General features: G+C 58.0%; 30 protein-coding genes and 1 pseudogene. 17 read left to right on the forward strand and 14 right to left on the reverse strand.

The window, feature by feature from the left end:
* Window positions 1-13: 13 nt before the first annotated feature.
* The 6 genes and pseudogenes from D3Z90_RS25740 to D3Z90_RS25760 all read right to left on the reverse strand — a co-directional run.
* Window positions 14-1252, reverse strand: a complete 1239-nt coding sequence (locus D3Z90_RS25740) for a heme biosynthesis protein HemY (protein ID WP_136478687.1) — start codon at window positions 1250-1252, stop codon at window positions 14-16.
* The gene (locus D3Z90_RS27210) at window positions 1249-2343 is read right to left on the reverse strand and encodes a uroporphyrinogen-III C-methyltransferase (RefSeq protein WP_256658285.1); all 1095 of its coding nucleotides are present in this window, start codon (window positions 2341-2343) and stop codon (window positions 1249-1251) included. Before D3Z90_RS27210 ends, D3Z90_RS25740 begins: the two co-directional genes overlap by 4 nt.
* A gap of 45 nt (window positions 2344-2388) precedes the next feature.
* Complete coding sequence (locus D3Z90_RS27215; protein WP_256658286.1) at window positions 2389-3156, reverse strand: uroporphyrinogen-III synthase; 768 nt, start codon at window positions 3154-3156, stop codon at window positions 2389-2391.
* Entirely contained in the window at window positions 3153-4094 is a 942-nt protein-coding gene (gene hemC, locus D3Z90_RS25750; RefSeq protein WP_136478688.1) for a hydroxymethylbilane synthase, read from the reverse strand. The genes D3Z90_RS27215 and hemC overlap by 4 nt, the downstream gene beginning before the upstream one ends.
* A 117-nt stretch (window positions 4095-4211) precedes the next feature.
* Window positions 4212-4958 (reverse strand): LytTR family DNA-binding domain-containing protein, encoded by a 747-nt coding sequence (locus D3Z90_RS25755; protein WP_136478689.1) that lies wholly within the window; start codon window positions 4956-4958, stop codon window positions 4212-4214.
* Window positions 4955-5062: pseudogene (locus D3Z90_RS25760) on the reverse strand (sensor histidine kinase); the annotation flags it as partial. The pseudogene D3Z90_RS25760 and the gene D3Z90_RS25755, both read right to left, overlap by 4 nt.
* Window positions 5063-5281: 219 nt before the next feature.
* Here D3Z90_RS25760 and argH point away from each other — a divergent pair.
* Window positions 5282-6676 (forward strand): argininosuccinate lyase, encoded by a 1395-nt coding sequence (argH, locus tag D3Z90_RS25765; protein WP_136478690.1) that lies wholly within the window; start codon window positions 5282-5284, stop codon window positions 6674-6676.
* Window positions 6677-6730: 54 nt separating this feature from the next.
* On the opposite strand, the gene D3Z90_RS25770 is transcribed toward argH, so the two are convergent.
* Window positions 6731-7396 (reverse strand): glutathione S-transferase, encoded by a 666-nt coding sequence (locus tag D3Z90_RS25770; RefSeq protein WP_136478691.1) that lies wholly within the window; start codon window positions 7394-7396, stop codon window positions 6731-6733.
* A gap of 147 nt (window positions 7397-7543) precedes the next feature.
* Here D3Z90_RS25770 and D3Z90_RS25775 point away from each other — a divergent pair, with 147 nt between their 5' ends.
* The 3 genes from D3Z90_RS25775 to D3Z90_RS25785 all read left to right on the forward strand — a co-directional run bounded on the left by D3Z90_RS25775 (window position 7544) and on the right by D3Z90_RS25785 (window position 11127).
* Window positions 7544-7828 (forward strand): hypothetical protein, encoded by a 285-nt coding sequence (locus tag D3Z90_RS25775; RefSeq protein ID WP_136478692.1) that lies wholly within the window; start codon window positions 7544-7546, stop codon window positions 7826-7828.
* Window positions 7829-7912: 84 nt separating this feature from the next.
* The gene (locus D3Z90_RS25780; protein ID WP_136478693.1) at window positions 7913-8158 is read left to right on the forward strand and encodes a TIGR02647 family protein; all 246 of its coding nucleotides are present in this window, start codon (window positions 7913-7915) and stop codon (window positions 8156-8158) included.
* A 122-nt stretch (window positions 8159-8280) separates the two neighbouring features.
* Window positions 8281-11127 (forward strand): class I adenylate cyclase, encoded by a 2847-nt coding sequence (locus tag D3Z90_RS25785; protein WP_136478694.1) that lies wholly within the window; start codon window positions 8281-8283, stop codon window positions 11125-11127.
* Window positions 11128-11130: 3 nt separating this feature from the next.
* Here the strand turns inward: D3Z90_RS25785 and rnk are convergent, their stop codons facing one another.
* From rnk to cyaY, 3 genes are all read right to left on the reverse strand, one after another.
* Window positions 11131-11550 carry a nucleoside diphosphate kinase regulator gene (rnk, locus tag D3Z90_RS25790; protein WP_136478695.1) on the reverse strand — a complete coding sequence of 140 codons (420 nt, stop codon included), beginning with the start codon at window positions 11548-11550 and terminating at the stop codon, window positions 11131-11133.
* Between the two features lie 133 nt (window positions 11551-11683).
* Entirely contained in the window at window positions 11684-11905 is a 222-nt protein-coding gene (locus D3Z90_RS25795; RefSeq protein WP_136478696.1) for a DUF1289 domain-containing protein, read from the reverse strand.
* Window position 11906: 1 nt separating this feature from the next.
* A complete protein-coding gene (gene cyaY / locus D3Z90_RS25800; protein ID WP_136478697.1) occupies window positions 11907-12239 on the reverse strand; it encodes an iron donor protein CyaY in 333 nt (110 codons plus the stop codon).
* 190 nt (window positions 12240-12429) lie between these two features.
* Between cyaY and D3Z90_RS25805 the strand changes: the two genes are divergently transcribed.
* The 6 genes from D3Z90_RS25805 to D3Z90_RS25830 are packed head-to-tail and all read left to right on the forward strand — an operon-like array spanning window position 12430 to window position 17001.
* A complete protein-coding gene (locus tag D3Z90_RS25805; protein WP_128321863.1) occupies window positions 12430-12567 on the forward strand; it encodes a lipoprotein in 138 nt (45 codons plus the stop codon).
* 9 nt (window positions 12568-12576) lie between these two features.
* Window positions 12577-13824 (forward strand): diaminopimelate decarboxylase, encoded by a 1248-nt coding sequence (gene lysA, locus D3Z90_RS25810; protein WP_136478698.1) that lies wholly within the window; start codon window positions 12577-12579, stop codon window positions 13822-13824.
* A gap of 4 nt (window positions 13825-13828) precedes the next feature.
* Complete coding sequence (gene dapF, locus D3Z90_RS25815; RefSeq protein ID WP_136478699.1) at window positions 13829-14659, forward strand: diaminopimelate epimerase; 831 nt, start codon at window positions 13829-13831, stop codon at window positions 14657-14659.
* 13 nt (window positions 14660-14672) lie between these two features.
* Window positions 14673-15410: a DUF484 family protein gene (locus tag D3Z90_RS25820; RefSeq protein ID WP_136478700.1), complete on the forward strand. Its 738-nt coding sequence runs from the start codon at window positions 14673-14675 to the stop codon at window positions 15408-15410.
* The gene (xerC, locus tag D3Z90_RS25825) at window positions 15410-16309 is read left to right on the forward strand and encodes a tyrosine recombinase XerC (protein ID WP_136478701.1); all 900 of its coding nucleotides are present in this window, start codon (window positions 15410-15412) and stop codon (window positions 16307-16309) included. Before D3Z90_RS25820 ends, xerC begins: the two co-directional genes overlap by 1 nt.
* Window positions 16306-17001, forward strand: coding sequence for an HAD family hydrolase (locus D3Z90_RS25830; protein ID WP_136478702.1), 696 nt, complete (start codon window positions 16306-16308; stop codon window positions 16999-17001). Before xerC ends, D3Z90_RS25830 begins: the two co-directional genes overlap by 4 nt.
* Window positions 17002-17062: 61 nt before the next feature.
* On the opposite strand, the gene sutA is transcribed toward D3Z90_RS25830, so the two are convergent.
* The 3 genes from sutA to glnK all read right to left on the reverse strand — a co-directional run bounded on the left by sutA (window position 17063) and on the right by glnK (window position 19566).
* Window positions 17063-17389, reverse strand: a complete 327-nt coding sequence (gene sutA, locus D3Z90_RS25835) for a transcriptional regulator SutA (RefSeq protein ID WP_136478703.1) — start codon at window positions 17387-17389, stop codon at window positions 17063-17065.
* 474 nt (window positions 17390-17863) lie between these two features.
* On the reverse strand, window positions 17864-19186 hold the full coding sequence (locus D3Z90_RS25840) for an ammonium transporter (RefSeq protein ID WP_136478704.1): 1323 nt from the start codon (window positions 19184-19186) through the stop codon (window positions 17864-17866).
* 41 nt (window positions 19187-19227) lie between these two features.
* On the reverse strand, window positions 19228-19566 hold the full coding sequence (gene glnK, locus D3Z90_RS25845; protein WP_002555808.1) for a P-II family nitrogen regulator: 339 nt from the start codon (window positions 19564-19566) through the stop codon (window positions 19228-19230).
* A 372-nt stretch (window positions 19567-19938) separates the two neighbouring features.
* Here glnK and D3Z90_RS25850 point away from each other — a divergent pair, with 372 nt between their 5' ends.
* Window positions 19939-20202 (forward strand): accessory factor UbiK family protein, encoded by a 264-nt coding sequence (locus D3Z90_RS25850; RefSeq protein ID WP_136478705.1) that lies wholly within the window; start codon window positions 19939-19941, stop codon window positions 20200-20202.
* 41 nt (window positions 20203-20243) lie between these two features.
* Here D3Z90_RS25850 and D3Z90_RS25855 read toward each other — a convergent pair whose 3' ends face one another.
* Window positions 20244-20546, reverse strand: a complete 303-nt coding sequence (locus D3Z90_RS25855) for a DUF6124 family protein (RefSeq protein WP_136478706.1) — start codon at window positions 20544-20546, stop codon at window positions 20244-20246.
* A 592-nt stretch (window positions 20547-21138) separates the two neighbouring features.
* Between D3Z90_RS25855 and D3Z90_RS25860 the strand changes: the two genes are divergently transcribed.
* From D3Z90_RS25860 to D3Z90_RS25885, 6 genes are all read left to right on the forward strand, one after another.
* Window positions 21139-21639 (forward strand): Hcp family type VI secretion system effector, encoded by a 501-nt coding sequence (locus tag D3Z90_RS25860; protein WP_136478707.1) that lies wholly within the window; start codon window positions 21139-21141, stop codon window positions 21637-21639.
* Window positions 21626-22321, forward strand: coding sequence for a DUF4225 domain-containing protein (locus D3Z90_RS25865; protein WP_218571414.1), 696 nt, complete (start codon window positions 21626-21628; stop codon window positions 22319-22321). The genes D3Z90_RS25860 and D3Z90_RS25865 overlap by 14 nt, the downstream gene beginning before the upstream one ends.
* A gap of 730 nt (window positions 22322-23051) precedes the next feature.
* Entirely contained in the window at window positions 23052-24548 is a 1497-nt protein-coding gene (locus D3Z90_RS25870; RefSeq protein WP_136478709.1) for a YifB family Mg chelatase-like AAA ATPase, read from the forward strand.
* Between the two features lie 140 nt (window positions 24549-24688).
* Window positions 24689-25480 (forward strand): winged helix-turn-helix domain-containing protein, encoded by a 792-nt coding sequence (locus tag D3Z90_RS25875; RefSeq protein ID WP_136478710.1) that lies wholly within the window; start codon window positions 24689-24691, stop codon window positions 25478-25480.
* A complete protein-coding gene (locus D3Z90_RS25880; RefSeq protein WP_256658288.1) occupies window positions 25477-25956 on the forward strand; it encodes a hypothetical protein in 480 nt (159 codons plus the stop codon). Before D3Z90_RS25875 ends, D3Z90_RS25880 begins: the two co-directional genes overlap by 4 nt.
* Window positions 25957-26090: 134 nt before the next feature.
* Window positions 26091-26774 (forward strand): DUF3313 domain-containing protein, encoded by a 684-nt coding sequence (locus tag D3Z90_RS25885; RefSeq protein ID WP_136478711.1) that lies wholly within the window; start codon window positions 26091-26093, stop codon window positions 26772-26774.
* Window positions 26775-26806 lie beyond the last annotated feature (32 nt).

Consider the following 26806-nt stretch of genomic DNA (forward strand, 5'->3'; position numbering starts at 1 on the left):
CCCAAGGCTCGATTCACGCCTGGACGGATTCTGGCAGCGGCAAGGCCAGCAGACGTTCGTCAAGCAGCCCCAGGCCCTCCTGGAACAGTTGATTGCTGCGCTCGGTATCACCCAACCCGGCCAATAGGCGCGCCAACTCTGCGCACGCTTCAGGATTGCGCTGCAAGCGTAGGCTGCTCTCCAGGTAGTCACGGGCTTTGCCCCACAAGCGATTCTGCAGGCTCAGCCGTCCGAGAGTGAGTAACAGGCCCGGATCATCGCCATGCTGCTTCAACCAGCCTTCAGCGGTTTGCAACTGGCGTGCGACATCCGAGCCACGTACCAAGCCGTAGAGCCGTGCCAGGTGGCTTTCATAGTGGCGCTTGATTGCGGTGCGCAGAACTTCTTCGGCCTCATTCTCGGCCCCCAGCTGGCGCAATTGTTCGGCATAGGCCAATACCAGCTGCGGCTCTTGGCGCTGGGCGGCCGTCAGTTGCTGCCAGGCGCGTTCCAGCGACTGCCGAGCACTTTGCTCTTCGCCTTCACGGCTGGCGGCCAGGCTGAGATTTTCTCCCCAGGCGCGACGTTCAAGATCCGCCAGTTCGGCAGCGGGCAAGACTTTGTCCTTGCGCAAGTCCGGCATCAACCGAATCAGCGCCGACCAGTCGCCACGCTCTCGGTACAACCGCTGCAGCAGCCTGAGCACTTGCGCATTGTGTGGATGACGCTCCTGCATGGCTTGCAGCGTGACCAGTGCGGAATCACTCTCCCCCTGATCCATCTGCAGTTGGGCATGATTCAAGGCGATGGCCAGCTCCGCCTGCGGTTGGCGCTCCAGTGCACGCTCAAGCAGGTTGTCGCGGTCTTCGATACGCCCCAGTTCATTTGCAGCCCGCGCAGCGCCAAGGTAGTACAGCAGCGGCTGACGCTCGCTTTCGGCGGCACGTTGCAGGTGGCGCTGGGCACTGGCCCAACGCCCTTCAGCAAGATCCAACTGTCCCTGTTCGATGGCCAGTTGAGTACGGCGACTGCGGTTGCGCCGCGACCAGGGATTGACCACGCCACTCGAGGTCAGCACAAGGCCCACCAGGTAGCGCACCAGCAGTACCGTCAGGATGATGCCGAGCAGCGCTGCCAGCGCTGCCCAAAGCCCTGATTGATAGCGAAAGCCGCCGTAGGAAATCAGCACATAACCACTGTGCTTGGCGATCGCGATCCCGAGCGCAGCAGCGACCGCAATGGCCACTACCGCCAACAGGTAGACGCGCTTCATGGCTTGGCCTCCTCGACCGGCAGGTGCCGACGCTCAAGGTAGGCCTGGACAGCACTCAGGCTGTCGGCCAGGTCCGGAACGACCACCGACACCGGCTCTTCAGCCAACGCATTGAGGCTGTCGAGCATCGCCTTACTCTGGGGGTTGTCCGCATTGAAGTTGGCGAGCAGAACGCTGCGCGCATCATCCAGCGCCTGGGTGTAGACCTTCGCTTCACCATTCAACGCTGCCCATTGAGCTTGCTCGATCGTCAGGCTCAACGCCAGGCGCAGCTGGTTGAGCGACTGCCCGGAAAGCAACGGCCGTACATTCTCGTCAGCATTGAAATCGATCTGGAAATACTTGGACAACTCGGCCCACCACTGCGACCAACGACTGGCGCCGTCGCCATCGGCGGTCAATGCCCCGAGAGCATTGGCGTCGCTGTTGAACTCCGGCGACACCGCGCTGAGCTGCTGCACCAGCTCACGCTGAGCAGCGAGTTTCAGGAACAGACCGGTGCGATCCGGTTGCTGAACGCTGTTCAACGTTGCCAGGCTCTTGGCCAACTGCTCACGAGCGGCGAACGCGCCAGGATCACTCTGCTCTCGCAGAATGTCATCGGCACCCTGGACCAGCGCACGCGCACTGACAATATCCTGCAATGCAGAAAGCCGCAGGCTGGCCAGGCGCAACAAGTGCTCGGCTTCGGCCAGGCGCCAGTCCTTGCGGCTGGCCCCAAGCACGGTTTCAAGGCGCTGGCTCAGACGCTGCTGGTCACCCTGCAATTGGGCTACCAGGCGGCGACGATCTTCGAGTTCGGTGGCTGCAGGCAAGCCCGCCAACTGCGCGGATATTTGCTGTTCGCGCAATTGCAGGGCCTGGGTTTTTTCGCCCAGGGCTTGCAGGTATTGGCCCTGGCCTTGCTCAGCGCCCTGGAGCTGGCGCACCTGCCATACCCCCCAACCACCGACGGCGACACCCGCAGCACCGAGCAGCAGAGCCAGGATCGCCAGGCTGTTGCTCGAACGTTTGCCTGGCGTGGCAGCGGAAGGTTCAGACGTTTCAGGCGTCGTTTGCATGTCATCGTTGGGCAAGACAGTTTCGCTCACGTATCCATCCTTTGCATTGGGCTCGTCGCCAATCAGCTTAGCGCTTCAGAGGGCAGGTGCAGGCATTTGCTGCAGTGCTGCCAACAACGCCGCGGCACTGGCACCGCGGCAGTCCACTACATTCTGTGCCCCGGCTTCCCGGGCTTGCCCGGCTACACGCGGGCTGGGTACAAACAGCGGCAAGCGGGCCAACTGCGACCAATTGTCCCCGGCCAGTTGCAGCAGGTGTTCAAACCCCTGCCCACTGCTGACCACCAGGCCGTTCAGGCGTTCCGCGCAAATTCGTTCAGACAGCGCGCCCAGTGGATAAGCCGGTAGGTAGCGACGGTAGAGTTCCAGATAATCGACACTAGCACCTTGCTCGGCGAGACGCTCGGCGAGCAGTTCGCGACCGCCCTGGCCACGTATGATCAACACACGTGGCGCCGTTCCGCCAATCGCCTGGTGCAATTGAGGCATGTGCAGCAGGGCTTCGCTGTCGTCGCCCTGCGCTGGATAGCAGACCTGGCAGCCCTCGGCCTGAAGGACCTGCGCTGAAGCCGCGCCCACGGTAAACCAGGCTTGCCGAGGCAGCTGCGACCAGTGACGAGCCAGCTCGGCCAGTCCCAGACGCGCAGCAGGCTTGCTGACCACGATGACCGCTGCGTACTGGTCAAATTCGCGCAGCAGTTTGCGCTGTGCTTCATCCAGGCTCAGCGGTTCGATTTCCAGCAACGGCAGGCTGCTACTGGCAATGCCTTGCTCGGCCAGCGCCCGGGAGAGCGCAATGCACTCCTGCTCCGGGCGTGTCAGCAGCAGGCGCCAACCGCTCACGGGTGACCGGCCTCGCCGTAGACAGCCTTGAGGATGTCTTCGGCGCCTTGCTTGAGCAGGTCCTCGGCCACCTGGACACCCAGCGTCTGCGCATCGCTGCGCGGCGCACGGGCTTCAGCGGTCAGCAGCTTGCCACCGCTGGGCTCGCCAACCAGGCCACGCAGCCACAGTTGATCACCTTCGAGCACGGCATAACAGGCAATCGGGACCTGGCATCCACCATTGAGGTGCTTGTTCAGCGCCCGCTCGGCCACGACACGGTCCGCGGTGTCCTGGTGATGCAAAGGAGCCAACAACGCATGAATTTCGCTGTCGACGCTGCGGCATTCGATACCCACAGCACCTTGGCCACCGGCAGGCAAGCTGTCGTCGACGCTGATGCCGGAGGTAATGCGGTCTTCAAAACCAAGGCGGATAAGACCGGCTGCAGCGAGGATGATCGCGTCGTACTCACCGGCATCGAGCTTGGCCAGGCGGGTGTTGACGTTACCGCGCAGAAAGCGGATCTGCAGATCAGGGCGACGCGCCAGCAACTGGGCCTGGCGGCGCAGGCTGGAAGTGCCTACCACGCTTGCAGCTGACAGCTCATCAAGGCTTTTGAAGGTATTGGACACGAAGGCGTCGCGCGGGTCTTCACGCTCACAGATGCAATACAGCCCCAGGCCTTCAGGGAAGTCCATGGGCACATCTTTCATCGAATGCACAGCGATGTCGGCCTGGTTTTCCAGCAGCGCGGTTTCCAGTTCCTTGACGAACAGGCCCTTGCCACCAATCTTGGACAGCGGCGAGTCGAGCAGTTTGTCACCCCGGCTGACCATAGGCACCAGAGTAACCAGCAAACCAGGATGGGCTTGCTCAAGACGTGCTTTGACGTATTCGGCCTGCCACAGGGCTAGGGCACTTTTGCGCGTGGCAATGCGGATTTCACGAGTGGACATGGATCGATCCGTACAAGATAGATGCAACGGATGATAACAGCTCATTCCGACCCGCTTGCAGATCTATGTCACAGGAGAATTGAACCGTCCCTGGTAGAGCTATTCTCCAATCGCAGCCTAGAGCTGCTGCATCATCTTGCGTACACCGGCCACGTGCCGGCGGCTAACGATCAATGCATCACCGTTGAGGCCCTTGAGAAACAACTGGAAATGCCCCAACGGCGTGCGTTGCAGCCGCTCTATTCGGTTGCGGGCGACCAGGGCGTTGCGGTGAATCCGCACGAACCGGTCGCCGAATTCGTCTTCCAGCGCCTTGAGGGGCTCGTCCAGCAGGACTTCGCCGCCTTCATGACGCAACGTTACATATTTGTGGTCGGCGATGAAGTAGATCACCTGGTCCAGCGGGATCAACTCGATCCCTTTGCGGGTTCGCGCACTGATATGGCTACGTGGCCCGCTGCCGCTTTCGGCCGCTGGGCGGGTAAGCGCAGCCAGTTGTACCCGACTGGGTCGCTCGGCCTTTCTCAAGGCTTCGCGCAGCGCATCGGCAGCCACCGGCTTGAGCACATACCCGAGCGTGCTTTCCGTGAATGACTGGACGGTGAATTCGTCATCACCCGTACAGAACACAACGGCAGGCGGGGCTTCACGCTCACACAAGCGGGCAGCTACCTGCAGGCCATCGAGGCCCGGCATGCGGATATCGAGCAAGACCACCTCTGGCTTGAGGCTGTCTATCAACGCCAGAGCCTCTTCGCCGTTGGTGGCGCTGGGCTCCAGTACGGTGTATCCCCCGAGTTCGCCAAGCAGTCGGCTCAGCCGTTCCCGGGCTTGGGGTTCGTCATCAACGATCAGGACATTCATATTGCGCTGGATTCCTGCGTGAGTCTCGCACAAGGGTAGCGTAGACAGGTGAGGTGACGACCGTCACGGCGATCCACGCTCAGACTCGCACGATGGCTAAAGATTCACTGGTTCGGCAGGAAACATGCCGATCCTCTGTCCAACTGTAGACGGTTGCCGGAACGCTGCCGTTCAATCGGTAAATATCCTGTTGTGCAACGGCTGTCATCTGCCTTCTGCGCGACATAATCACGCATTCGCACCGACCGCCGCCCTGCGGTCCGGGCCTTAACCCTGTTATCATCGACGCCACTTTTCCGTTCACGCCTTCAACGAGTGAATCCATGAGCACCGACAAGACCAATCAGTCCTGGGGCGGCCGCTTCAGTGAGCCCGTCGACGCATTCGTCGCCCGTTTCACCGCCTCCGTCAACTTTGACCAGCGCCTGTACCGCCACGACATCATGGGTTCGATCGCCCACGCCACCATGCTGGCGAAGGTCGGCGTGCTCACTGATGCCGAGCGCGACACCATTATCGATGGCCTCACGACCATCCAGGGTGAAATCGAGGCCGGCAACTTCGACTGGCGCGTCGACCTTGAAGACGTGCACATGAACATCGAGGCACGCCTGACCGACCGTATCGGCATCACCGGTAAAAAGCTGCATACCGGCCGCAGCCGCAATGACCAGGTCGCTACCGACATCCGTCTGTGGCTGCGAGACGAGATCGACCTGATCCTGGCCGAGATCACCCGTTTGCAGAAGGGCCTACTGGAGCAGGCCGAACGCGAAGCCGACACCATCATGCCCGGCTTCACCCACCTGCAGACCGCCCAACCGGTAACCTTCGGCCATCACCTGCTGGCCTGGTTCGAAATGCTCAGCCGCGACTACGAGCGCCTGGTCGACTGCCGCAAACGTACCAACCGCATGCCGCTGGGCAGCGCCGCCCTGGCAGGCACCACCTACCCGATCGACCGCGAGCTGACCTGCAAGCTCCTGGGCTTCGAGGCCGTGGGCGGCAACTCGCTGGACGGCGTCTCCGACCGCGACTTCGCTATCGAATTCTGCGCAGCCGCCAGTGTGGCAATGATGCACCTGTCGCGTTTCTCTGAAGAACTCGTCCTGTGGACCAGCGCCCAGTTCCAGTTCATCGATCTGCCTGATCGTTTCTGCACCGGCAGTTCGATCATGCCGCAGAAGAAGAACCCGGACGTTCCAGAGTTGGTGCGTGGCAAGACCGGTCGCGTATTCGGTGCTCTCACCGGCCTGCTGACCTTGATGAAAGGCCAGCCGCTGGCCTACAACAAGGACAACCAGGAAGATAAAGAGCCGCTGTTCGACGCCGCCGACACCCTGCGTGACTCGCTGCGCGCCTTTGCCGACATGATCCCGGCGATCAAACCGCGCCACGCGATCATGCGTGAAGCTGCACTGCGTGGTTTCTCTACCGCAACCGACCTCGCCGACTACCTTGTACGCCGTGGCCTGCCATTTCGTGACTGCCACGAAATCGTCGGCCACGCCGTCAAGTACGGTGTCGATAGCGGCAAGGACCTGGCTGAAATGAGCCTGGAAGAACTGCGCCAGTTCAGCGACCAGATCGAACAGGACGTCTTCGCGGTGCTCACCCTGGAAGGCTCGGTCAACGCCCGCAACCACATCGGCGGTACCGCACCGGGCCAGGTTCGCGCAGCCGTTGCTCGGGGCCAGGCCTTGCTGGCCAGCCGCTGAGCCCAACGCACAGGCTCGTCGGCGCTACGCCGCGAGCCTGCTGCGCGAGAGGGACTAGCGCTTGCCGCTACGCACCATCTCAAGGAAAACAGGCATCTGCGCATCCTTGTCTGCTGCGATTTTCTGCACGTTGGGATTCTGCTTGAAATGATTGAGCAGCGTCTGGGCCTGAGGAAAATCCTCCAGCAGATCCATATCAAAAACCTTCTTGCCCACTGCACTGGCCAGATCAAGGCTGAAGCAGAACTTCATGTCGGCAATGGTCATCTGGTTGCCGGCAACGTATGGCGAGAACGTGCCATTGCGCTTTAGCGTTTCCACCCCGGCCATCAACTCGGTTTTCGCCTTGTCCTTGATAACCGGATCGACCTTGGCACCAAAGAAAGCCTCGGGATAACACGCACGGGCCGGCAACTCGATATACAGCTCGATTTCCTTGGCCAGCTCACGCACTTTGGCCTGGGCGAAGGCATCTGCGGGCAGCAATGGCTTGTTATCAGGATGCGTCTGTTCGATATATTCCAGAATCAGGTTGGTTTCACTCAGAAAGCCATGTTCGGTCTCCAGCACCGGCACCTTGCCCCGCGGGCTGACTTTCAGTGCCTGCGGGCTCTGGCCGCCGAAGAATAGAACTTCTTCAAAAGGAATTCCTTTCTCCAGCAGCGCCAGCTTGACCATGTTGTAGTAGTTGCTAACCGCGAATCCATGAAGCTTGAGCATGACAACAGCCTCCAGGCCGTAAAGGGGTTGGCGCAGTTGTTATAGCCCCGGCACGCGGCACTGACCAGCATCATGGAGTTTGTAGATAGCGAGGCATTGGCGCTTAGCCCGTGGCAAACTGAGCATCCCCTCAGAGGAGAATCGCCCATGAGCGAACCCACAGACATCGACAACGACGAAGAAGAGTTCGCCGAGTCGACCCTGATCGAAGCGATCGAAAACCAAATCGAAAGCGATGATCCACCTGCCGCCAAAGCCACGTTCAACAAACTGACCCTGGTAGGTTACGAGCGCGAAGACATCCTTAACCTCATGGCCCACGTGCTGGCCTACGAGATTGACGCGATGCTTGAAGATGACCGCGCCTTTGACACCCAGTGGTACGAAACTGCCTTGCGCGCCCTGCCTGAGCTGCCTCCTGAAAAGGACTGAAGCAAAGCAGGAGTTACCTGACTACACTGCAAAACCAGGCACCGCTGACGGTGCTGCCCTCCTTGTCTGGAAGTCGGAGTTACTATGTCGTTTACCCCCGATCTGATTGCCGAGCTGGAAGTCCTTGCCCTGTTCAACCTGGATAGCAGCCAGGAAGGTATCAAGGTTCACAACACTGCCTCTCAAGAGCTCATCGCTGCCGCCCAGCGCCTGTACGACAAAGGTTTGACCGACCAGCATGATGGCGGCTACCTGACCAGTCTGGGGCATGATGCGGCCGAACACGCACAGCAACTGCTGACTATCCTGAAAGTCGCCCAACCGGCCTGAAAACAATGCTCATCGCGGAGCAAATCTGCTCCGCGATGCATTCAACGCTAATAAAATGGCGTCAAAATTAAATTAGCGCTTAAACTCGCCTCAGCTCCCCAGACGGCCGGTTTTAGCGCGCAATGAACCACCCCTACGAAATTCGCCCCGACCTCGAACAGGGCATTGACCGAAAGGTGCTCAGCCAACTGCGCCAACGCTTCCTGACGCTCAATCAGGGGCGACTCTACCGAGCCCTGGAAGGATTATCGAGCCGTCAGCAGCAAGTGTTGACGCTGTTGCCGCTGTTTCTGCACGTCAATCACCCGCTGCTTCCTGGCTATGTATCTGGAACCACGCCCGCAGGGGTCGCCAACTTCGAACCTGACGCCAACATACTGGCCGAAGCCCAGCGCCTGACACGCTCCTTCTCCTACAAGGCCCGCCATGGCAAGCCATCCATGCCCATCCACGGGCTGTTCCTGATGGGCAGCCTGGGCACGCTGGCCCAGGCAGAACAAAGTGATATGGACGTGTGGGTCTGCCACGCAGCCCATCTCGGCGATAGCGAACTGGCTGAACTGCGCAAAAAAGCCCAACTGTTGGAGAACTGGGCCACCAGCCAAGGCGCCGAGGCCCACCTGTTTCTGATCGAACCGCAACGCTTCGTGAGCGGCGCACGCGACAGCCAACTCAGCTCCGACGACTGCGGAACCACCCAGCACTATTTACTACTGGACGAGTTCTACCGCACCGCGATCTGGCTCGCCGGACGCACCCCGTTGTGGTGGCTGGTGCCAGTCTACGAAGAGTCGCGTTACCACCCGTACATCGACACACTTCTGTCCAAGCGCTTCGTGCGCGCCGACGAGTACCTGGACTTGGGGCACCTGGCGCATATTCCGCCAGGGGAGTATGTCGGCGCAGGTCTCTGGCAGCTTTTCAAGGGCATCGAGTCGCCCTACAAATCGGTGCTGAAACTGCTCTTGACCGAGGTCTATGCCAGCGAACACCCGCACGTGAATTGCCTGAGCCTGCAATTCAAACAGGCGGTATTTGCCAATCAGCTCGATCTCGACGAGCTCGATCCGTACATGATGGTCTACCGGCGCATCGAGAAGTACCTACAAGCACGCGGAGAGCAACAGCGACTTGAGCTGGTGCGTCGCAGCCTGTACCTGAAAGTGAACAGGAAACTCAGTGGCCAGCCGCGCCAACGCGGCAACTGGCAGCGTGCACTGCTTGAGCGACTCAGCGAGGAATGGGGTTGGGACGAGCGCCAACTGGCATTGCTCGACGCCCGCAGTCAATGGAAGGTACGCCAGGTGGCAGTCGAACGCCGCGATCTGGTCGCCGAGCTCAACTACAGCTATCGCTTCCTCTGCCAGTTTGCCCGTAACCAGAATGCAGCAAGTCGAATCGACCACCGTGACCTGAGCATCCTCGGCCGGCGCCTGTATGCAGCGTTTGAACGCCGCGCAGGCAAAGTCGAGGTCATCAACCCAGGCATTGCCCCGGACCTGGCCGAAGATACCCTTACGCTGGTGCAATCGCCCAACCGCAAAGAACCCGGAGAGGTTCACTGGGGCCTGTACAACGGTAACCTGGGCGTGCACGAATGGGAGCACTTCGCGCCACTCAAGCGCTGCCGAGAACTGCTCGAGTTACTGGCCTGGGCTCATCGCAATGGGGTAATCGACAACACTACACGCCTGGCCTTGCATCCAGGCAGCAGCGACCTGAGTGAATATGAGCTGTTCAACCTGTTGGGCAGCCTGCAACAAAGCATCCCTCTACCCTTGCCGATGATCAGCGAACAGCGCCTACTACAGTCGAGCGTGGCGGACGAAATTCTCCTGTTGATCAATGTCGGCATCGACCCGTTACGCCACCATCGTGACCTGAACATTCTGATGACCACCGAGCGTACCGACTCGCTGAGCTACGCTGGCGTACGTGAGAACCTGGTCCTGACCCTCGATCAGGTAACGCTCAATAGCTGGAACGAGGTTCAGGTGCACCGCTACGAGGGTGAGCATGCCTTGCTGCGGTGCTTGCGCGACTACCTCAATGGTTTGGGTGATTGCAGCCATCGACCACGGTTGCGGGTTCAGTGCTTCTGCCACAACCGAGCCCCAGCCATTGCTCTGCGGGTCGAAGAGGTTTTTCTCAATGCCCAGGCGCTGCTGGCGCAGCACCTCAACTTCCGTTATTTGTTGCAAGTCCAGCAGCACACCCACGTCTTGGAGCTGCAGGCCGGTGCAGTGAACCTGGTAACGCTTGAGGGCCAGGATGCTGTTTCGCACTATTTAAGCAAGGAACGTTGCGAGTACAGCCCGCTGCACCTGGATGCCAACGCCCTGCAGGAGCTGGACCTGGCCCAGGTTCTGCCACTGGGACAACCGCGCTGTATTCAGGTGTTTTATCGACTGCAGGATGCCTGGGCCACTGTCTATGTGCTCGATGAGCACAACGCACTCTGGCAACAGCGCCTGCCTTACCATGACGAAAACAGCCTGCTACTGCCGCTACAGCGCTTCATGCAGTCCATGGTTTTTCGCCGTGAAGCGCGGCTGCCGCTGGACAATCTTCACGCTCAAGGTTCGCTGGAGATTCTTTATTACCAATTGTTGCCTTCAGGCACTGGCAAGGTCCGCCAGGTGGATGCCAAGCAAGTGCAGCGTAATGCCATCGCCCTGCCTTACTACGAAGTGCAGGCGATTTTGCAGGCAGGCGCCAGCGATGACGTTCAGGTCACTTTGTATTGTAATCAGCGGGAGTTTTCCGAACTCGAGCATGGCGACCAGCTGTATACCATGGTCGCCCGCGAGATCATCGAGCAGCGCCGCGAGACCGAGCGCTACCGTTGTTACATTACTGACCTGGACCTGTCTGCCGTGCTTGCCGAAGGCCTGGGTTCGAGCACTCTCTACCTGCGCTACAAAGGCGAGCTGGAGCAGGCGCTCAACGAGGCCCTGGCGCAGGTCTAAGGCTCAGAGATCGAAGTTGCCAGCCGCTTCGGGCTGGTATTCAACTTCCAGCAGCTTCAGCTTGAGCGTTTTGCCGCCCGGGGCCGGCCAATCGATCTGCTCACCTACCGACAAGCCCAGCAGCGCACTGCCGATGGGGGCCAGGATGGAGATCTTGCCTTCGTCGGCGTTGGCGTCCTTCGGGTAGACCAGGGTCAGGTGGTAGTCCTTGCCACTGGCTTCTTCGCGGCAATGAACCCGGGAGTTCATGGTCACGACACCGGCCGGAACTTCCTCGTGACCGACCTGTTCGGCGCGGTCCAGCTCGTCCTGCAAGGCGAGCACACCCGGCGTATCCTGCATCTTCTCATCGAGGCTGTCGATCAGACGCTCGAGACGCTGTACGTCCAATCGGGTGACGATAATGGAAGGCTTGGTGCTCATGATCCAGTCAGGCTCCTTTTTTTGAGCGATATAAAGCAAAACCCCGCCCAAGGGCGGGGTTTGCAGGAATTCGGCACTGCCGAAGCAAGTTCGACACTACCACAGCCAAGTAAATACACAATACCCGAAGGGATTACGCCGATCCTGCCAGTTGCCGACGAGTCTGCGCCTCCTGGCAGATTTGCCGACGACGCTGGTCATCGGCAGAGCGCCACTGGCGAATGTCCTCGACATGACGGAAACAGCCAATACAAACCTTGTTCTCATCCAGCCGACAAGTGCTGATGCAAGGCGATGGCACCGCCGGACTGACATTGCTGTAGAGCGGCTTGGCCGGCTTCGACGCGCTGCTCATCTCAGATCTCTTCGAAGTCGAGCTTCTCGCCCACCCGCTCCCAGACGATGCGCTCAAGCATCTCGCCCAGCAACTCTTCGGTTTTTTCGCAGGTCCATTTGCCGCTCTGCTCGTCGTAGTCGAAATGGAAACCGCCGGACTTGTCAGCCAGCCACAGCTGACGCAGTGGCTCCTGGCGACTGAAAATCAACTGGCTACCATTGTCGAACTTGATGGTCAGGACGCCAGCCGAATTCTCCATATCCAGATCCAGATCGGTGTCGTCGAACAGGTCTTCCAGGGCCTGTTGGGTCGCATCGACCAGGTCGTGAAAACGCGCTTCGGTCAAACTCATTGCAAGAACCTCAAAAATGTCTGCACACACGCAAGCCGGGGAAGATACGAGCGACGCGCGCCGAATGCAAAGGATAACGCCCAGTGCCTGACGCAGCAGCCCCCGCCCGACGGCGGGCTGCCTGCATAGGCAAGGCGGCAGGTGCTCGGTATACTCGGGCGCAATACTGCATATTTCAAAGGATTACGCCATGAAGCGCCTGATCTCCTCCCTCGCGGCGCTCGTCGCGATTGCCTGCCTTGTTTCCGCCTGCGGCCAGAAAGGTCCGCTGTACCTGCCAGACGACAGTAAAGACGGTCAAAAGTCGCAATCGCACAAGCATCAGTAAGGGTAACCCATGGACGCTTTCAACTACCGCGACGGTGAACTGTTCGCGGAAGGCGTGGCCCTGTCGGCCATCGCCGAACGTTTCGGCACGCCAACCTACGTCTACTCGCGCGCTCACATCGAGGCCCAGTACCGTAGCTATGCCGACGCCCTGCAGGGCGTTTCGCACCTGGTCTGCTTTGCGGTCAAAGCCAACTCCAATCTTGGCGTGCTGAATCTGCTGGCGCGTCTGGGCGCAGGTTTCGACATCGTGTCCGGCGGTGAGCTCGAGCGGGTCCTGGCCGCTGGTGGAAGCGCCGACCGTGTAGTGTTCTCGGGCGTCGGCAAAACCCGTGAAGACATGCGCCGTGCCCTGGAAGTCGGTGTTCACTGCTTCAACGTCGAGTCCACCGACGAGCTGGAGCGCCTGCAAGTGGTGGCTGCCGAGATGGGCCTGCGCGCCCCGGTTTCGCTGCGGGTCAACCCGGACGTCGACGCTGGCACCCACCCGTACATCTCCACGGGCCTGAAAGAAAACAAGTTCGGTATCGCTATCGCCGATGCTGAAGAGGTTTACATTCGCGCTGCCCAGTTGCCCAACCTGGAAGTGGTCGGTGTCGATTGCCACATCGGTTCGCAACTGACCACCCTGGAGCCTTTCCTCGATGCCCTCGACCGCCTGCTGGCGCTGATCGATCGCCTCGGTGACTGTGGCATCCTCCTGCGTCACCTGGACCTGGGTGGCGGCCTCGGCGTGCGTTACTGTGACGAAGAACCGCCACTGGCGGGCGACTACATCAAGGCCATCCGCGAACGCGTGGGCGACCGTGACCTGGCACTGGTGTTCGAGCCGGGCCGCTACATTGTGGCCAACGCCGGCGTCCTGTTGACCCGCGTCGAATACCTCAAGCACACAGAGCACAAAGACTTCGCCATCGTCGATGCGGCCATGAACGACCTGATCCGCCCGGCCCTCTACCAGGCCTGGATGGACGTCACTGCCGTGCAGCCGCGTGCCGGTGAAGGCCGTAACTATGATGTAGTCGGTCCGATCTGCGAAACCGGTGACTTCCTGGCCAAAGAGCGCACGCTGAACCTGGCCGAAGGTGATTTGCTGGCAGTGCAGTCCGCGGGCGCCTATGGTTTTGTCATGAGCTCGAACTACAACACCCGTGGTCGCTGTGCCGAGATCCTGGTCGATGGTGACCAGGCGTTTGAAGTGCGTCGCCGGGAAACTGTCGCCGAGTTGTTCGCTGGCGAAAGCCTGCTGCCGGAGTAAACCCATGCTGCTGCGTTTTACCAAAATGCATGGGCTGGGCAACGACTTCATGGTCCTCGACCTGGTCAGCCAGCATGCGCACATCTTGCCCAAGCACGCTAAGCAATGGGGTGATCGCCACACCGGTATCGGCTTCGACCAGTTGCTGATCGTCGAAGCGCCGAGCAATCCGGAAGTGGACTTCCGCTACCGAATCTTCAATGCCGACGGCTCTGAAGTAGAGCAATGTGGCAACGGAGCACGCTGTTTCGCGCGCTTCGTGCTGGACAAGCGCCTGACTGCAAAAAAACGCATTCGGGTCGAAACCAAGAGCGGTGTCATCGAGCTGGACGTGCGCAGTGATGGGCAGATCAGCGTCGATATGGGCCCGCCTCGGCTGGTGCCTGCCGACATTCCGTTCGATGCACCGGCCCAGGCGTTGAGCTATCCACTGGAAGTAGCCGGACAACAGATCGAGTTGGCCGCCGTATCCATGGGTAACCCCCATGCTGTGATACGCGTCAACGACATCAACAACGCACCGGTTCATGAACTGGGGCCACAGATCGAACACCATCCGCGCTTCCCACAGCGGGTCAACGTCGGTTTTATCCAGATCATTGACCGTCACCGCGCTCAATTGCGCGTCTGGGAGCGCGGCGCTGGGGAAACCCAAGCCTGCGGTACTGGCGCCTGCGCGGCTGCCGTGGCTGCGATCAGCCAGGGCTGGATGGATTCCCCACTACTGATAGATCTTCCCGGTGGACGCCTGTCGATCGAATGGGAAGGCCCAGGCAAGCCGGTCATCATGACCGGCCCCGCCGTTCGCGTATTTGAAGGACAGGTTCGTCTATGAGTGAGTGCCAACCATGACCGATCAGCCCCAGGCTCCCGCCGAACAGCCCACCGACCTTAGCGCCGAGGGCTCGACGCCCGCCTTCGGGGCTGATGCCGTGGTTGCGTACCTGCGTGACAACCCGACGTTCTTCGCGGAACACGACGATCTGCTCTGCGAACTGAACATTCCCCATCAGCGCGGCGACAGCGTTTCGCTGGTGGAGCGTCAGCTCAAGCTGCTGCGCGACCGCAATATAGAAATGCGCCATCGCCTCTCGCAGTTGATGGACGTAGCCCGAGACAACGACCGGTTGTTCGACAAGACCCGTCGACTGATTCTCGATCTGCTCGATGCCGACAGCCTGGAAACCGTGGTCATGGCAGTCGAAGACAGCCTGCGCCAGGAATTCAAAGTACCCTTCGTCAGCCTGATTCTTTTCGGCGAAAGCGCAGCCCCTGTCGGCCGCTGGGTCAACAGTGCCGACGCCCAGCAAGCCATCGGCGGCCTGTTGTGCAGCGGCAAGACAGTCAGTGGCAACTTGCGTGACCACGAGTTGGACTTTCTGTTTGGCGAAGACCAACGCAAAGAAGTCGGCTCCACGGCGGTGGCGACCCTCAACCATCAAGGCCTGCATGGCGTGCTGGCCATCGCCAGCCGTGATCCGCAGCACTACAAAAGCACAGTAGGCACCCTGTTCCTCAGCTACATCGCCGAAGTGCTTGGCCGTGTCGTCCCGCGTTTTACCCAGACCCTACGCCCGGTACGTTGATGGAACGTCAGCTGCAGGCCTTCAGTGCGCACCTGCGCAATGAACGTCAGGTGTCCGAGCACACCCAGCTGGCTTATCGCCGCGACCTGGAAAGCGTTTTGGCGTTTTGCGGCAAAACCGGGATCGACAGCTGGAATGACCTGCAAATCCAGCACTTGCGCCAACTGATCGCCCGTCAGCATCATCAGGGACAATCCTCCCGCAGCCTGGCTCGCTTGCTCTCGGCAGTGCGCGGGTTGTATCGCTATCTCAATCGCGAAGGGCTGTGCAGCCATGATCCGGCCAACGGCTTGTCGGCGCCCAAGGGTGAGCGGCGCTTGCCGAAAACCCTCGACGCCGACCGCGCCCTGCAGTTGCTCGAAGGCGCAGTGGAAAACGACTTTCTCGCACGCCGCGATCACGCCATGCTGGAGCTGTTCTACTCCTCTGGCTTGCGCTTGTCAGAACTGACCAGCCTGAACCTTGACCATTTGGATCTACCTGCCGGCCTGGTGCAGGTGCATGGCAAGGGCAGCAAGACTCGCGTGCTGCCCGTCGGCCGCAAGGCACGTGAGGCAATGGAGCAATGGCTGGCCCTGCGCGGTATCAGCAGCCCGCAGGACGGCGCGGTATTCGTCAGCCAGCAAGGGCGTCGACTCGGTCCGCGTGCGATCCAGTTGCGCGTACAGGCGGCAGGAGCCCGAGAATTGGGCCAGAACCTGCACCCGCACATGTTGCGACACTCCTTCGCCAGCCATCTGCTGGAGTCGTCCCAAGACCTGCGTGCGGTACAGGAGATGCTCGGCCACGCCGACATTGCTACCACGCAGATCTACACTCACCTTGATTTCCAGCACTTGGCGGCCGTCTATGACAGTGCCCACCCCCGGGCAAAACGCAGTAAGGGCAGCGATTCATGAGCATCGAACTGATCACTTTCGACCTGGATGACACCTTGTGGGATACCGCACCGGTAATTGTCAGCGCCGAAGCCATCCTGCGTGACTGGCTGGCGGCCAATGCGCCAGACCTGGGCACAGTCCCGGTGGAGCATCTGTACGCTATCCGCGAACGTCTGGTGCAAGCCGAACCGGGGCTCAAGCATCGCATCAGCGCTCTGCGCCGGCGCGTCCTGTTTCACGCCCTCGAAGACGTCGGCTACAGCGAGAACAAAGCCCGTGAGCTAGCCAACGAAGGTTTTGAAGTGTTCTTGCACGCCCGCCACCAGATCGACATTTTTCCCGAAGTTCAGCCGGTACTGGAAATCCTTCGTCATCATTACACCCTTGGCGTTGTTACCAACGGCAATGCCGACGTGCGACGCCTGGGGCTCTCCGACTACTTCAAGTTTGCCCTGTGCGCCGAGGATATCGGCATCGGCAAGCCCGACCCTCAGCCCTTCCTTGAAGCCCTGCGCCAAGGCCAGGTCGAAGCTCATGCAGCGGTGCATATCGGCGATCATCCCGGGGACGACATTGCCGGGGCGCAACGTGCAGGCCTGCGGGCAATCTGGTTCAACCCGCAGGGCAAACCCTGGGAGGCTGAGAGCCGCCCTGATGCTGAAATCCAGCGCCTGTCGCAACTGCCCGAACTGCTCAACAGCTGGCGTTAACCTTCTCACACGGCACAAAAAAGCCCGCAGCGACGGCGGGCTTTCTTGCTGACAGAACCACTCAGATAGGGCGGCTTCCGTACTTGTTGTCTGGCTTCTTGGGCGGATCGGCAACCACGTTGGCTTCCACTTCCTGCACCTTGCCGCCACGCGAAAGGAACTCTTCCATGGCCTTGGCCAGGGCATCACGCTCCTTCTGCTTGGCTTCCATGCTCGGCATTTCATCTACCGAGACAGCAGCCGACTTGGACTTGCCCTTGGCAGCAGGTGCCGGGCTGTCGTCGCCACCATCGTCAGCCACATCATCGGCTGCCGCTTCGAGGCCCTCATCACCGTCGTCTTCGTCGCCTACTTCGAGGTCGTCATTTTCCAGATCGTCGTCGCTCATGTTCTACCTCATGACTTGCGAAAAGCAGATTAGTTATAGACCAGCAGTGTCGTGAGTCGACAACCGCCAGAAGAAATTCAAAGGGTCGCGGGTTTGCCGCCACCTCGAGTGCGCGCAAAAAAGCTGGCGTGCACCGTGCAGGTCCCGCTCTTGGCAGGGCCTGACAAAATTAAAGAGCCGCCGATAGTGAATTGTCGGCCTACCCTGGCGTGATCAGCCTGCTCATTGGCAAGCCTAGCAAAGGGTAGCGAAGTTTGCGGACTGCTTGTCTGCTCCCTTCGGCGCGCATTCTAGCGTGCTCAGAGAAAAAGCAAAGTGTCTTACTATCACTCTGCTCTGTAAGTTTTCTCCCCGTGCGGCGCCAGCCGAGAAAGCAGGCGTAAAAACGTCATGGGAAACCGTTTGCGTTACCGGAAATCGACATCGTGCAGACAAAAAAATGCCCGGCAAGCCGGGCAAGATTTTTCGAGGGCGTTACAGGTTGTAGCCGCGCTCATTGTGTTGCGCCAGGTCGAGACCGACCGACTCTTCTTCTTCGTTAACCCGCAGACCCATCACCAGATCCAGCACTTTGAGAATCACGTAGGTAACAATGGCCGTGTAGATCACGGTGAAACCGACGCCTTTGGCTTGAATCCAGACTTGTGCACCAATGTCTTCAACGGTACCGAAGCCGCCCAGTGCAGGAGCTGCGAACACGCCAGTGAGGATTGCCCCGACGATACCGCCGACGCCGTGGACTCCGAAGGCATCCAGGGAATCGTCATAGCCAAGCTTGCGCTTGAGGCTGGTAGCGCAGAAGAAGCAGATGACACCCGACATCAAGCCGATCACCAGGGCGCCCATTGGACCCACGGTGCCAGCAGCCGGGGTGATCGCCACCAGACCGGCGACCACACCGGATGCAATGCCCAAGGCGCTAGGTTTACCGTGGGTAATCCACTCGGCAAACATCCAGCCCAGTGCGGCAGCGGCGGTAGCGACCTGAGTTACCAGCATGGCCATACCCGCGGTGCCGTTGGCGGCGGCAGCGGAGCCTGCGTTGAAGCCGAACCAACCTATCCACAGCATGGCCGCGCCCATTAAGGTGTAACCCAGGTTGTGCGGAGCCATAGGCGTGGTCGGGAAGCCTTTACGCTTGCCCAGCACCAGGCAGGCCACAAGACCGGCGATACCTGCGTTGATATGCACCACAGTGCCGCCAGCGAAATCCAGAACGCCCCAATCCCACATCAGGCCACCCGCACCAGCCCAAACCATGTGAGCGATGGGTGCATAAACCAGCGTGAACCAGACAGCCATGAAAATCAGCATGGCGGAGAATTTCATGCGCTCGGCGAAGGCACCGACGATGAGGGCTGGAGTAATGATGGCGAAGGTCATCTGGAAGGTGATGAACACCGCCTCAGGGAACAGTGCCGTCAGGCTGTCAGGGGTGACACCGGCCAGGAAGACCTTGGAGAAACCACCGACAAAGGAATTGAAGTTGACCACGCCTTCTTCCATACCCGTGGTATCGAATGCCAGGCTGTAGCCGAAGACCACCCAAAGAATGCTGATCATGCCAGTGATTGCAAAGCACTGCATCATCACCGACAGCACGTTCTTGGAACGCACCATACCGCCGTAAAACAACGCCAGACCAGGGATGGTCATGAACAGCACCAAGGCTGTAGCAGTCAACATCCAGGCAGTGTCGCCGGAGTTGAGTACGGGGGTTGCCTCCTCTGCCAGGGCAAGGCCGGGCATTACGAGGGACAAAAGGGCTCCTAGCCCTGCGAATTGACGCAGAGTCATATTGTTTTCTCCTGGGGCGTTGGGGTTTGGTGAGGCTTTTTTTAGATCGCGTCGGTATCGGTTTCGCCGGTACGGATGCGGATCGCCTGCTCCAGATTGACCACGAAAATCTTCCCGTCACCGATCTTGCCGGTGTTGGCAGCCTTGGTAATCGCTTCGATGACCCGGTCCAGATCCTTGTCGTCGATAGCGACGTCGATCTTCACCTTGGGCAGGAAATCGACGACATATTCAGCCCCGCGATACAGCTCGGTGTGGCCCTTCTGCCGACCGAAGCCTTTGACTTCAGTGACAGTGATACCCTGCACGCCGATTTCAGACAGCGACTCGCGCACGTCGTCCAACTTGAACGGCTTGATGATGGCAGTGACTAGCTTCATGAAACTCTCTCCCGAATTGGTGGACTTGCCCCAGGAAAACAAACCCGACTCAAGTCTAAGCGCAGCGCCTGGCTTTGTAACGCGTCGTCGACCGAAACAGCTTGATGCTCCACCTGCACCCGCCTACGTCACGTTGACTGCATCAGTGCATGGGTCACTAAGGTCTTAGCAGAAACCTTGCCAAATCCGTTAACCCCTCCAATAACAAGCACTTGCGGCGAGCAACCAACATTGGCCAGTCGCCAGCTCCCATTAGCTGCACAATTACAGTGCGTGGCGATTCACCACGATGCGCAAAAAGCGTGCAGGCCAAGGTTGATAAAATCTGCGTGCTACACTAGCGCCCCACTTGGATACAGCGGATAGCCGAACATGCTCGCGCCCAAAGCCTTTCTCGATGCCCTGAGCGACCAAGCCTCGCGCCTGTTCAGCGGTGACACCTCACAACCTCGGGCTGAACTTGAAAGCCAGTTCAAGGCGTTGCTGCAAAGCGGCTTCAGTAAACTGGAACTGGTCAGCCGGGAAGAATTCGACAGCCAGATGGTGGTATTGGCCCGCACCCGCGCTCGCCTCGAAGCGCTGGAAGCCAAAGTGGCCGAAATGGAAGCACGCCTGAATCCAACTGCTGCCGAATAAGCTGCCTTTTGCAGATACGGCACCTAGCAGTAAAAGCGGGCTCAGCCCGGTAATCGCTGCAGTTCAATCCCATCGATCAATGAATCGATCAAGGCTTGAGCCAGCTCCAGCGAATGCTGAACCGACCAGGCATGCTCCCGCCCGAGGCCGTCGGCATATTCCAGCACCTGCGCGACACTGGCGCTGGCGCATCGGAGATACAGCGACGCATGCACCAGCGCATCCTCGGCGCTGACACCTGCACGAACAACGAACAGCGGCGGATGCTCGGGACAACTGGCGACCGCCCTTTCGACAGTTTCGACAAAGGGCAAATCGGGTGGATCAGGAACAGGCTTTTTCATTGGGTAACTCCTATGCAAATGGAGCGACCACCGTTCGCTGCTAAACGAATAGGGTGGCAGCTGTACGCGGGTTAGCAGACCGGGCATAGGAACCGGTGCACCCGAAGGTGCCCACACGCACAGCCGCCATTAACCAAAAAGAGACGGGGAAATCTGCTTTTGGGAGATGGAACTCTGCTTATGCCCAGGACTGCTAAATCCTGTCGTTGAATTGGCAACGACCATCGCAGGGTAGGCACGCACCTTGGCAGGCGCAACAGAGTAACGGCGCCCAAAGTATGATTCAGAAGAGTCTGACAGAAAACACCTACGCACCCCTTGAAGGGAAAAATTATTGTAAAAATTAGACTTACTTTTAGACGCCATCCTCGCATCCCCTCGAAACTCACACCTGTTCATTGTTGTGAAGACATTACGCAAACTTACTAGACGTCACATACCAACAGCCACAACACGCTGCACTTGTAGGAAACTTCTGAATTTTGCGGCGCCCGCCGCGAGACGTTGAGCAAAAATTCTCTTTCAGGCACTCTCGTGCACTGTTCGAAAGCAGCTGAAAACAACTTACAAACAGCAGCAAAAAGGAGAGAACATGGCCAATGTCAGCTACATGACAATTACTGGTAAAAAACAAGGTCTGATTTCATCTGGCTGCTCCGGCACTCCATCTATCGGTCATAAATGCCAAATTGGTCACGAGAACGAAATAATGGTTTTGTCATATTCTCACAATATGACCGCAGGCAATGATGGTGGTGTAGCCGGCGGTCGCGGAAAACACATGCCTGTTGTAATTGTTAAAAATATTGATAAGTCAACGCCGCTTTTAGCCAGGGCTCTAAATGATGGTGAGGAGTTAGAGTGCAGGATACATTTCTATAGGGCATCACCTACTGGAATAAACGAAAAATACTTTACGGTAGCTTTAGAAGGCGCTCGAGTCGCAACTTTAAACATTCAAATTCCACATGCCATCAATATGAATGATGCAGAACCACAAGAGATTATGTCTTTACGATACCGTGAGATTACTTGGATCCACCACCACGCAAGTACAACAGCACACAGCACGTGGGGAAATGAAAATGAATGAAGCGTCATGCGACATTCATGATGTAGCTAGATCCGCCAAAAACTTAGTTTCTCTCAGTTGCACACTCGGCGCCACCCATTTTGATGACGGCACCAAACAACTCCAATTCAACACCTTTGTTGCCTCCTATGTAGATGGAGTTATTAGGGCGGTTGAGGACGGTGCAATCAGTGCTTGGGAAGGAATGCAGGAGATACAGCAAGAGTACGCTGATCTTTACGAAAAGGCGTCCTTTTATGCACAAAATGCGGTAGGGGTTTTGGGTGGCGCCGTGCAAGTTGAAGCTGGCACAGCTATGATTTCGACTGTAGTCGGCGCCCCCATCGGAGGCATATTAATCGCACACGGAACCAACAATATTTATGAAGGACTTGGGAACATCTATAATGGCTACAGTGCTCCTAGCGTAGTCGGACCAACAAGGGAACTTTATCGAAAAATAGTCGACAACCCATCTGATGGAGATATTGCTTATTATTCAGCAGATATAGTCTTATCGATATTAGGCATGGCGAAACAAGTACGAACCGCTGGGTCGGTAGAATTATTCATAAAGGACCCGATTAATTACAGGCGAGCATACCAGCAAGCGGGCAAAACCGCTCTAGCCTTCGAAGTATTGGTGGATTACTATTCTGTCAAAACAATAATGCAGATAGAACCTCCCGAAAAGCCGCAATAGAAGCATACGCAGCATCACCCTCCTTAAATTATACCGCGCAGCCTTTTCCTGTAAAAAATAAATCCAATAAAAACAATAACTATATATAGTGCCAGATATAGAACATGCAATTGCCTACCCTCAAGTTGGTAGGCGGCTCTTATAGGCCAAGCAACCAGTCCCGTGTACAAGATTGAAGGTCCTAAAACAGCACATGACAAGGCAATATAATAGCGAACATCATTCAAACTCATAACCATCCAGCCATTCAATACACCAGCCAAAGAAACTATAGACTACTACATAATAAGGATTACAAACACCCTTTAGCTCGTTTCAGGAGGCATCAGGCAATACAAGTACTGACGCAAAATACACCAAAATTCGCCGCCCCTGAGATAGAGCATGGGTTGCACATCAGCAATAGATCGACGGACACGGATGCACCGACCAAATTAACTGCCTGTGGAAAATCGCGATCAGCGTTGTCAGAAGTTAGCATCGACGCAGGTGTTGTGCGCGTAGTATGCGATCAGAAATAAATCAGTCCATGGAAATTTAGCAAAAATTGTGTACTTCACAATTCAAACGCTATCTCGACATGTTTGAAAATGTAGCCGGTTTTGTCACAGACCCGGTCAGGGCTCAGTCCTGGAAAAAATCAGACTTACTATTCCTTATCTCCCCCCTCATCCCTCCACTATCCTTACAAAGCCGCAGGACGCGGCCCCGCATTGATCATGGAGTGTTCATGTCCCTCGCCCTTGTCCACAGTCGCGCCCAAGTGGGTGTGTCTGCCCCGGCTGTCAGTGTCGAAGCCCATCTTGCCAACGGTTTACCCGCGCTGACCCTGGTCGGTTTACCGGAAGCCACGGTGAAGGAAAGCAAGGACCGCGTGCGCAGCGCGATTCTTAATTCAGGGCTGGAATTTCCCGCCCGCCGCATCACGCTCAATCTCGCGCCAGCAGATCTGCCAAAGGACGGCGGGCGGTTTGATCTGGCAATCGCCTTGGGCATTCTGGCTGCCAACGGGCAGTTTCCAGGAACGGCCCTGGGGGATCTGGAATGCCTCGGAGAGCTGGCGCTTTCGGGCGCCATACGACCGGTGCAAGGCGTTCTTCCTGCGGCCTTAGCGGCTCGGGAAGCCGGGCGGGCGCTGGTGGTGCCACAAGAGAATGCCGAAGAAGCCTGTCTGGCATCGGGCTTGGTGGTGTTTGCTGTCGGCCACCTGCTGGAGCTGGTAGCTCACCTCAATGGCCAGACGCCTCTTGCCCCTTATGCCGCCAATGGTTTGCTGCTGCAAGTGCGCCCCTACCCTGATCTCAATGAGGTGCAGGGCCAGCAAGCCGCAAAACGCGCCCTGCTGGTAGCTGCCGCGGGCGCTCACAATCTACTCTTCAGCGGCCCTCCCGGCACCGGGAAAACCCTGCTCGCCAGCCGTTTGCCTGGCCTGTTGCCGCCACTGGATGAACGCGAGGCGCTGGAAGTGGCAGCGATTCAATCAGTTGCCAGCCATGTGCCGCTCAGTAGTTGGCCGCAACGGCCCTTCCGACATCCTCATCATTCGGCGTCCGGGGCTGCGCTGGTGGGTGGCGGCAGTCGTCCGCAACCTGGTGAAATCACACTCGCTCACCACGGAGTGCTGTTTCTTGATGAACTGCCTGAATTTGAACGAAGGGTGCTTGAGGTGCTGCGTGAACCACTGGAGTCCGGCGAGATTGTTATCGCCCGCGCCAAAGACAAGATCCGCTTTCCGGCACGCTTCCAACTGGTCGCAGCAATGAACCCCTGCCCCTGTGGATATCTCGGCGACCCTACCGGGCGCTGTCGTTGCAGCAGTGATCAGATTCAGCGCTACCGCAACAAGCTTTCCGGTCCCCTGCTTGATCGCATCGACCTGCATCTGACCGTCGCCCGCGAAGCCACCGCCCTGTCCCCGGTTGCCAGCAACGGCCAGAGCAGTGCCTGTATTGCGGCACAGGTCGCAGCTGCGCGCGAGCTTCAGCAGCGACGCCAAGGTTGCGCCAACGCTTTTCTCGACCTGCCAGGCTTGCGCAAGCACTGTGAGTTATCCACAGCCGACCAGCATTGGTTGGAAAGCGCCTGCGAGCGGCTGACGTTATCGTTGCGAGCGGCGCATCGGTTGCTGAAGGTGGCTCGCACGCTGGCCGATCTGGAGCATGCCAAGCACATAGATAGAAACCATCTCGCCGAAGCCTTGCAGTACCGACCGACTACAGCAGCCTGAGCAATTATTTCAAACTTGAAATATATATAGTGCACTATTTTATTTATGCACTAAGACAATGGCAAGCGCTGTCCGTCGACTTGCCACACCGATGCGCAGGCCTATAATAGCCACACATTTCACGGCACGCGTAATGCTTGATGATCTACCATTTTCGACTGAAAAACAGCGCTCTTGTGGAGTTTAATTCCGAACACTGCAAGATAATTATCGAGAAATCACCCGGCACCAGCGAGGAAGTATCACTGGCGCGAGCAGATTCGCGCATACTCGAACTTTTGCTGATGAGCCCTGGTACAACCTGCTCACGCGAAGCCATTCAAGAGTTCGCCTGGGATGATCGTATCGTCTCCACCGGCAGCCTCAACCAGTCGATATTCATGCTCAGGAATATCCTCGGCGACAGCAAGGATCACGAGATCCTGATCACCGTGCCGCGCCGAGGCTATCGCTTCAACAGCGACTACCTGATCAACGGACCCGAGGCATCAGCAGCGCCTGAGCAAGAAGACCTGGAACAAGGCCCTTCAAGCAGCGAGCCGTCCCCGCCAGCGCCCAGTCGTAAGCGAGGAATTGGCAGACCAGTCCAACTGGGTTACCTGGCTGCGGCAGTACTGGCAGTGTTCGCTGTATGGCGGATATATGCTTGGTATGAACCGGTTAACGAGCTGCAGGTAGTCGTTATAAAGCAGGGTGAACTTTCAATTTCAGCGGTCGGTAAAAACAAGCATGAAGTCGAAAAACTTAAATCTTATATTGCAGAACTAGACTTGCCAACACAAGGAATGAAAGGTCAAGCGTTTATAAGCCGAACCGGCCCACGCTTTAATATATCGTGCATCAGAACAACGGGACTTACTTACAACGCTGAGTTCCAGTTGCATGATGAGTCCCTCGCCAGCATGCTAAAAAAATGTGTGGCCGCTGAATGATGAAAAATATTCGAACTGCATGGCCCCACTGGCTTGTCATCGCAATTGTGGTGTCTGCGAGCCTGGCGGCGCTCTTCATTGAGCTTCCCCGCCCGTTCAAGAACAGCCAGCCTTATCGAACCGAAGGGCATAACTTCATGGCTCAGAATGTTCTGGACTCCAAGGAGGGGCTGACCATAAGCGAACCGAGCGCGGTTATTAGCGTGCTTGAACGATTAGGCGACAAGGAACGACACGTAGCCGTCGGTACGTCGTTTGTCGATGTCTCTCGCTGGCGATTGAAGATCAAGGTTGAAGACCTGCAGGCCAGCAGCCATGAAGAGCTGTTCGACGTGCGCCGCAATTCGGAATTGCTGTTTGCTCGCCAGTACTTCAGGTTAGGCTCAATTCTCAACCTGGCGGTCATTCCTTCAGGTGGCGATACGCTTTGCTACTACATGCTTGAGCTCGACCGTTTGAGGTGCATGAACGACTGACCGCGGGGACCGCCGCGTCCAGTCGGGCGCGCCCTACAGGCCATAAATAACGATTTTTGATTCCTGCTTTTTCCACTCCAGCTTCAGAGTGCGATGCGCCAGTCACATCAGGGTGGCGCCAACAGGAATCCTCCATGCCGTTCAGAACGTTAATTCTGCTTTTGCTCTCGATGAGCCTATTTGGCTGCTCGATGGCTCCCACCATCGACACCGCTATAGCGCCCGAGCAACGAGCAAATACTTCCCTCACTGTTATCGAGCACGATGACAGTAGCCTTGCCTGGAAGAAATCCTCCGCGCCCTTGTCGAAGGATTATGACAAGACAATATTCATCAATTTGCCAAAAGCCATTTCCTTCGACACTACCGATCCCAGACTTGCCAACTTTGATGGCGACGCAAACAAGCTTCGCTCGCACTTTCGCGCGCAACTGGAAAAGCAGCTGACTGCTGCGGGTTATCGCGTAGTAGACAAGCCAACCCATGGGGCACTCGCGCTTCAAGTTTCGATTGCCGACATCGAACGCGCCCCGCGTGATCCGAATGTCACCGAATACATTCCCATCGGTATGTTGGTCGGGCTTTCCCTGCACGCCACGGGAGTGCGTGACGAGACGCTTTACTTGTTCTTCCAGAGCGAAGTCAGCGACAGCCTGACCGGTGTAACCCTTGGCCGCGCCGTAGACCGGGCCAGCGGTCGCAATATCGGGCAAGACAAAGGGCCTGTCGTCGAAGACATCTATCCCGCCATGGATACCGCTGCGCGGTTGATTCGCGAACGGCTGGACAGAGAATTCCAGCCCAAGGGCTCGGTTTGATAGACCCCCTTCCCATTAACCAACCCACATTG

The organism is Pseudomonas sp. DG56-2 (assembly GCF_004803755.1).
Classification (GTDB): Bacteria; Pseudomonadota; Gammaproteobacteria; order Pseudomonadales; family Pseudomonadaceae; genus Aquipseudomonas; species Aquipseudomonas auratipiscis.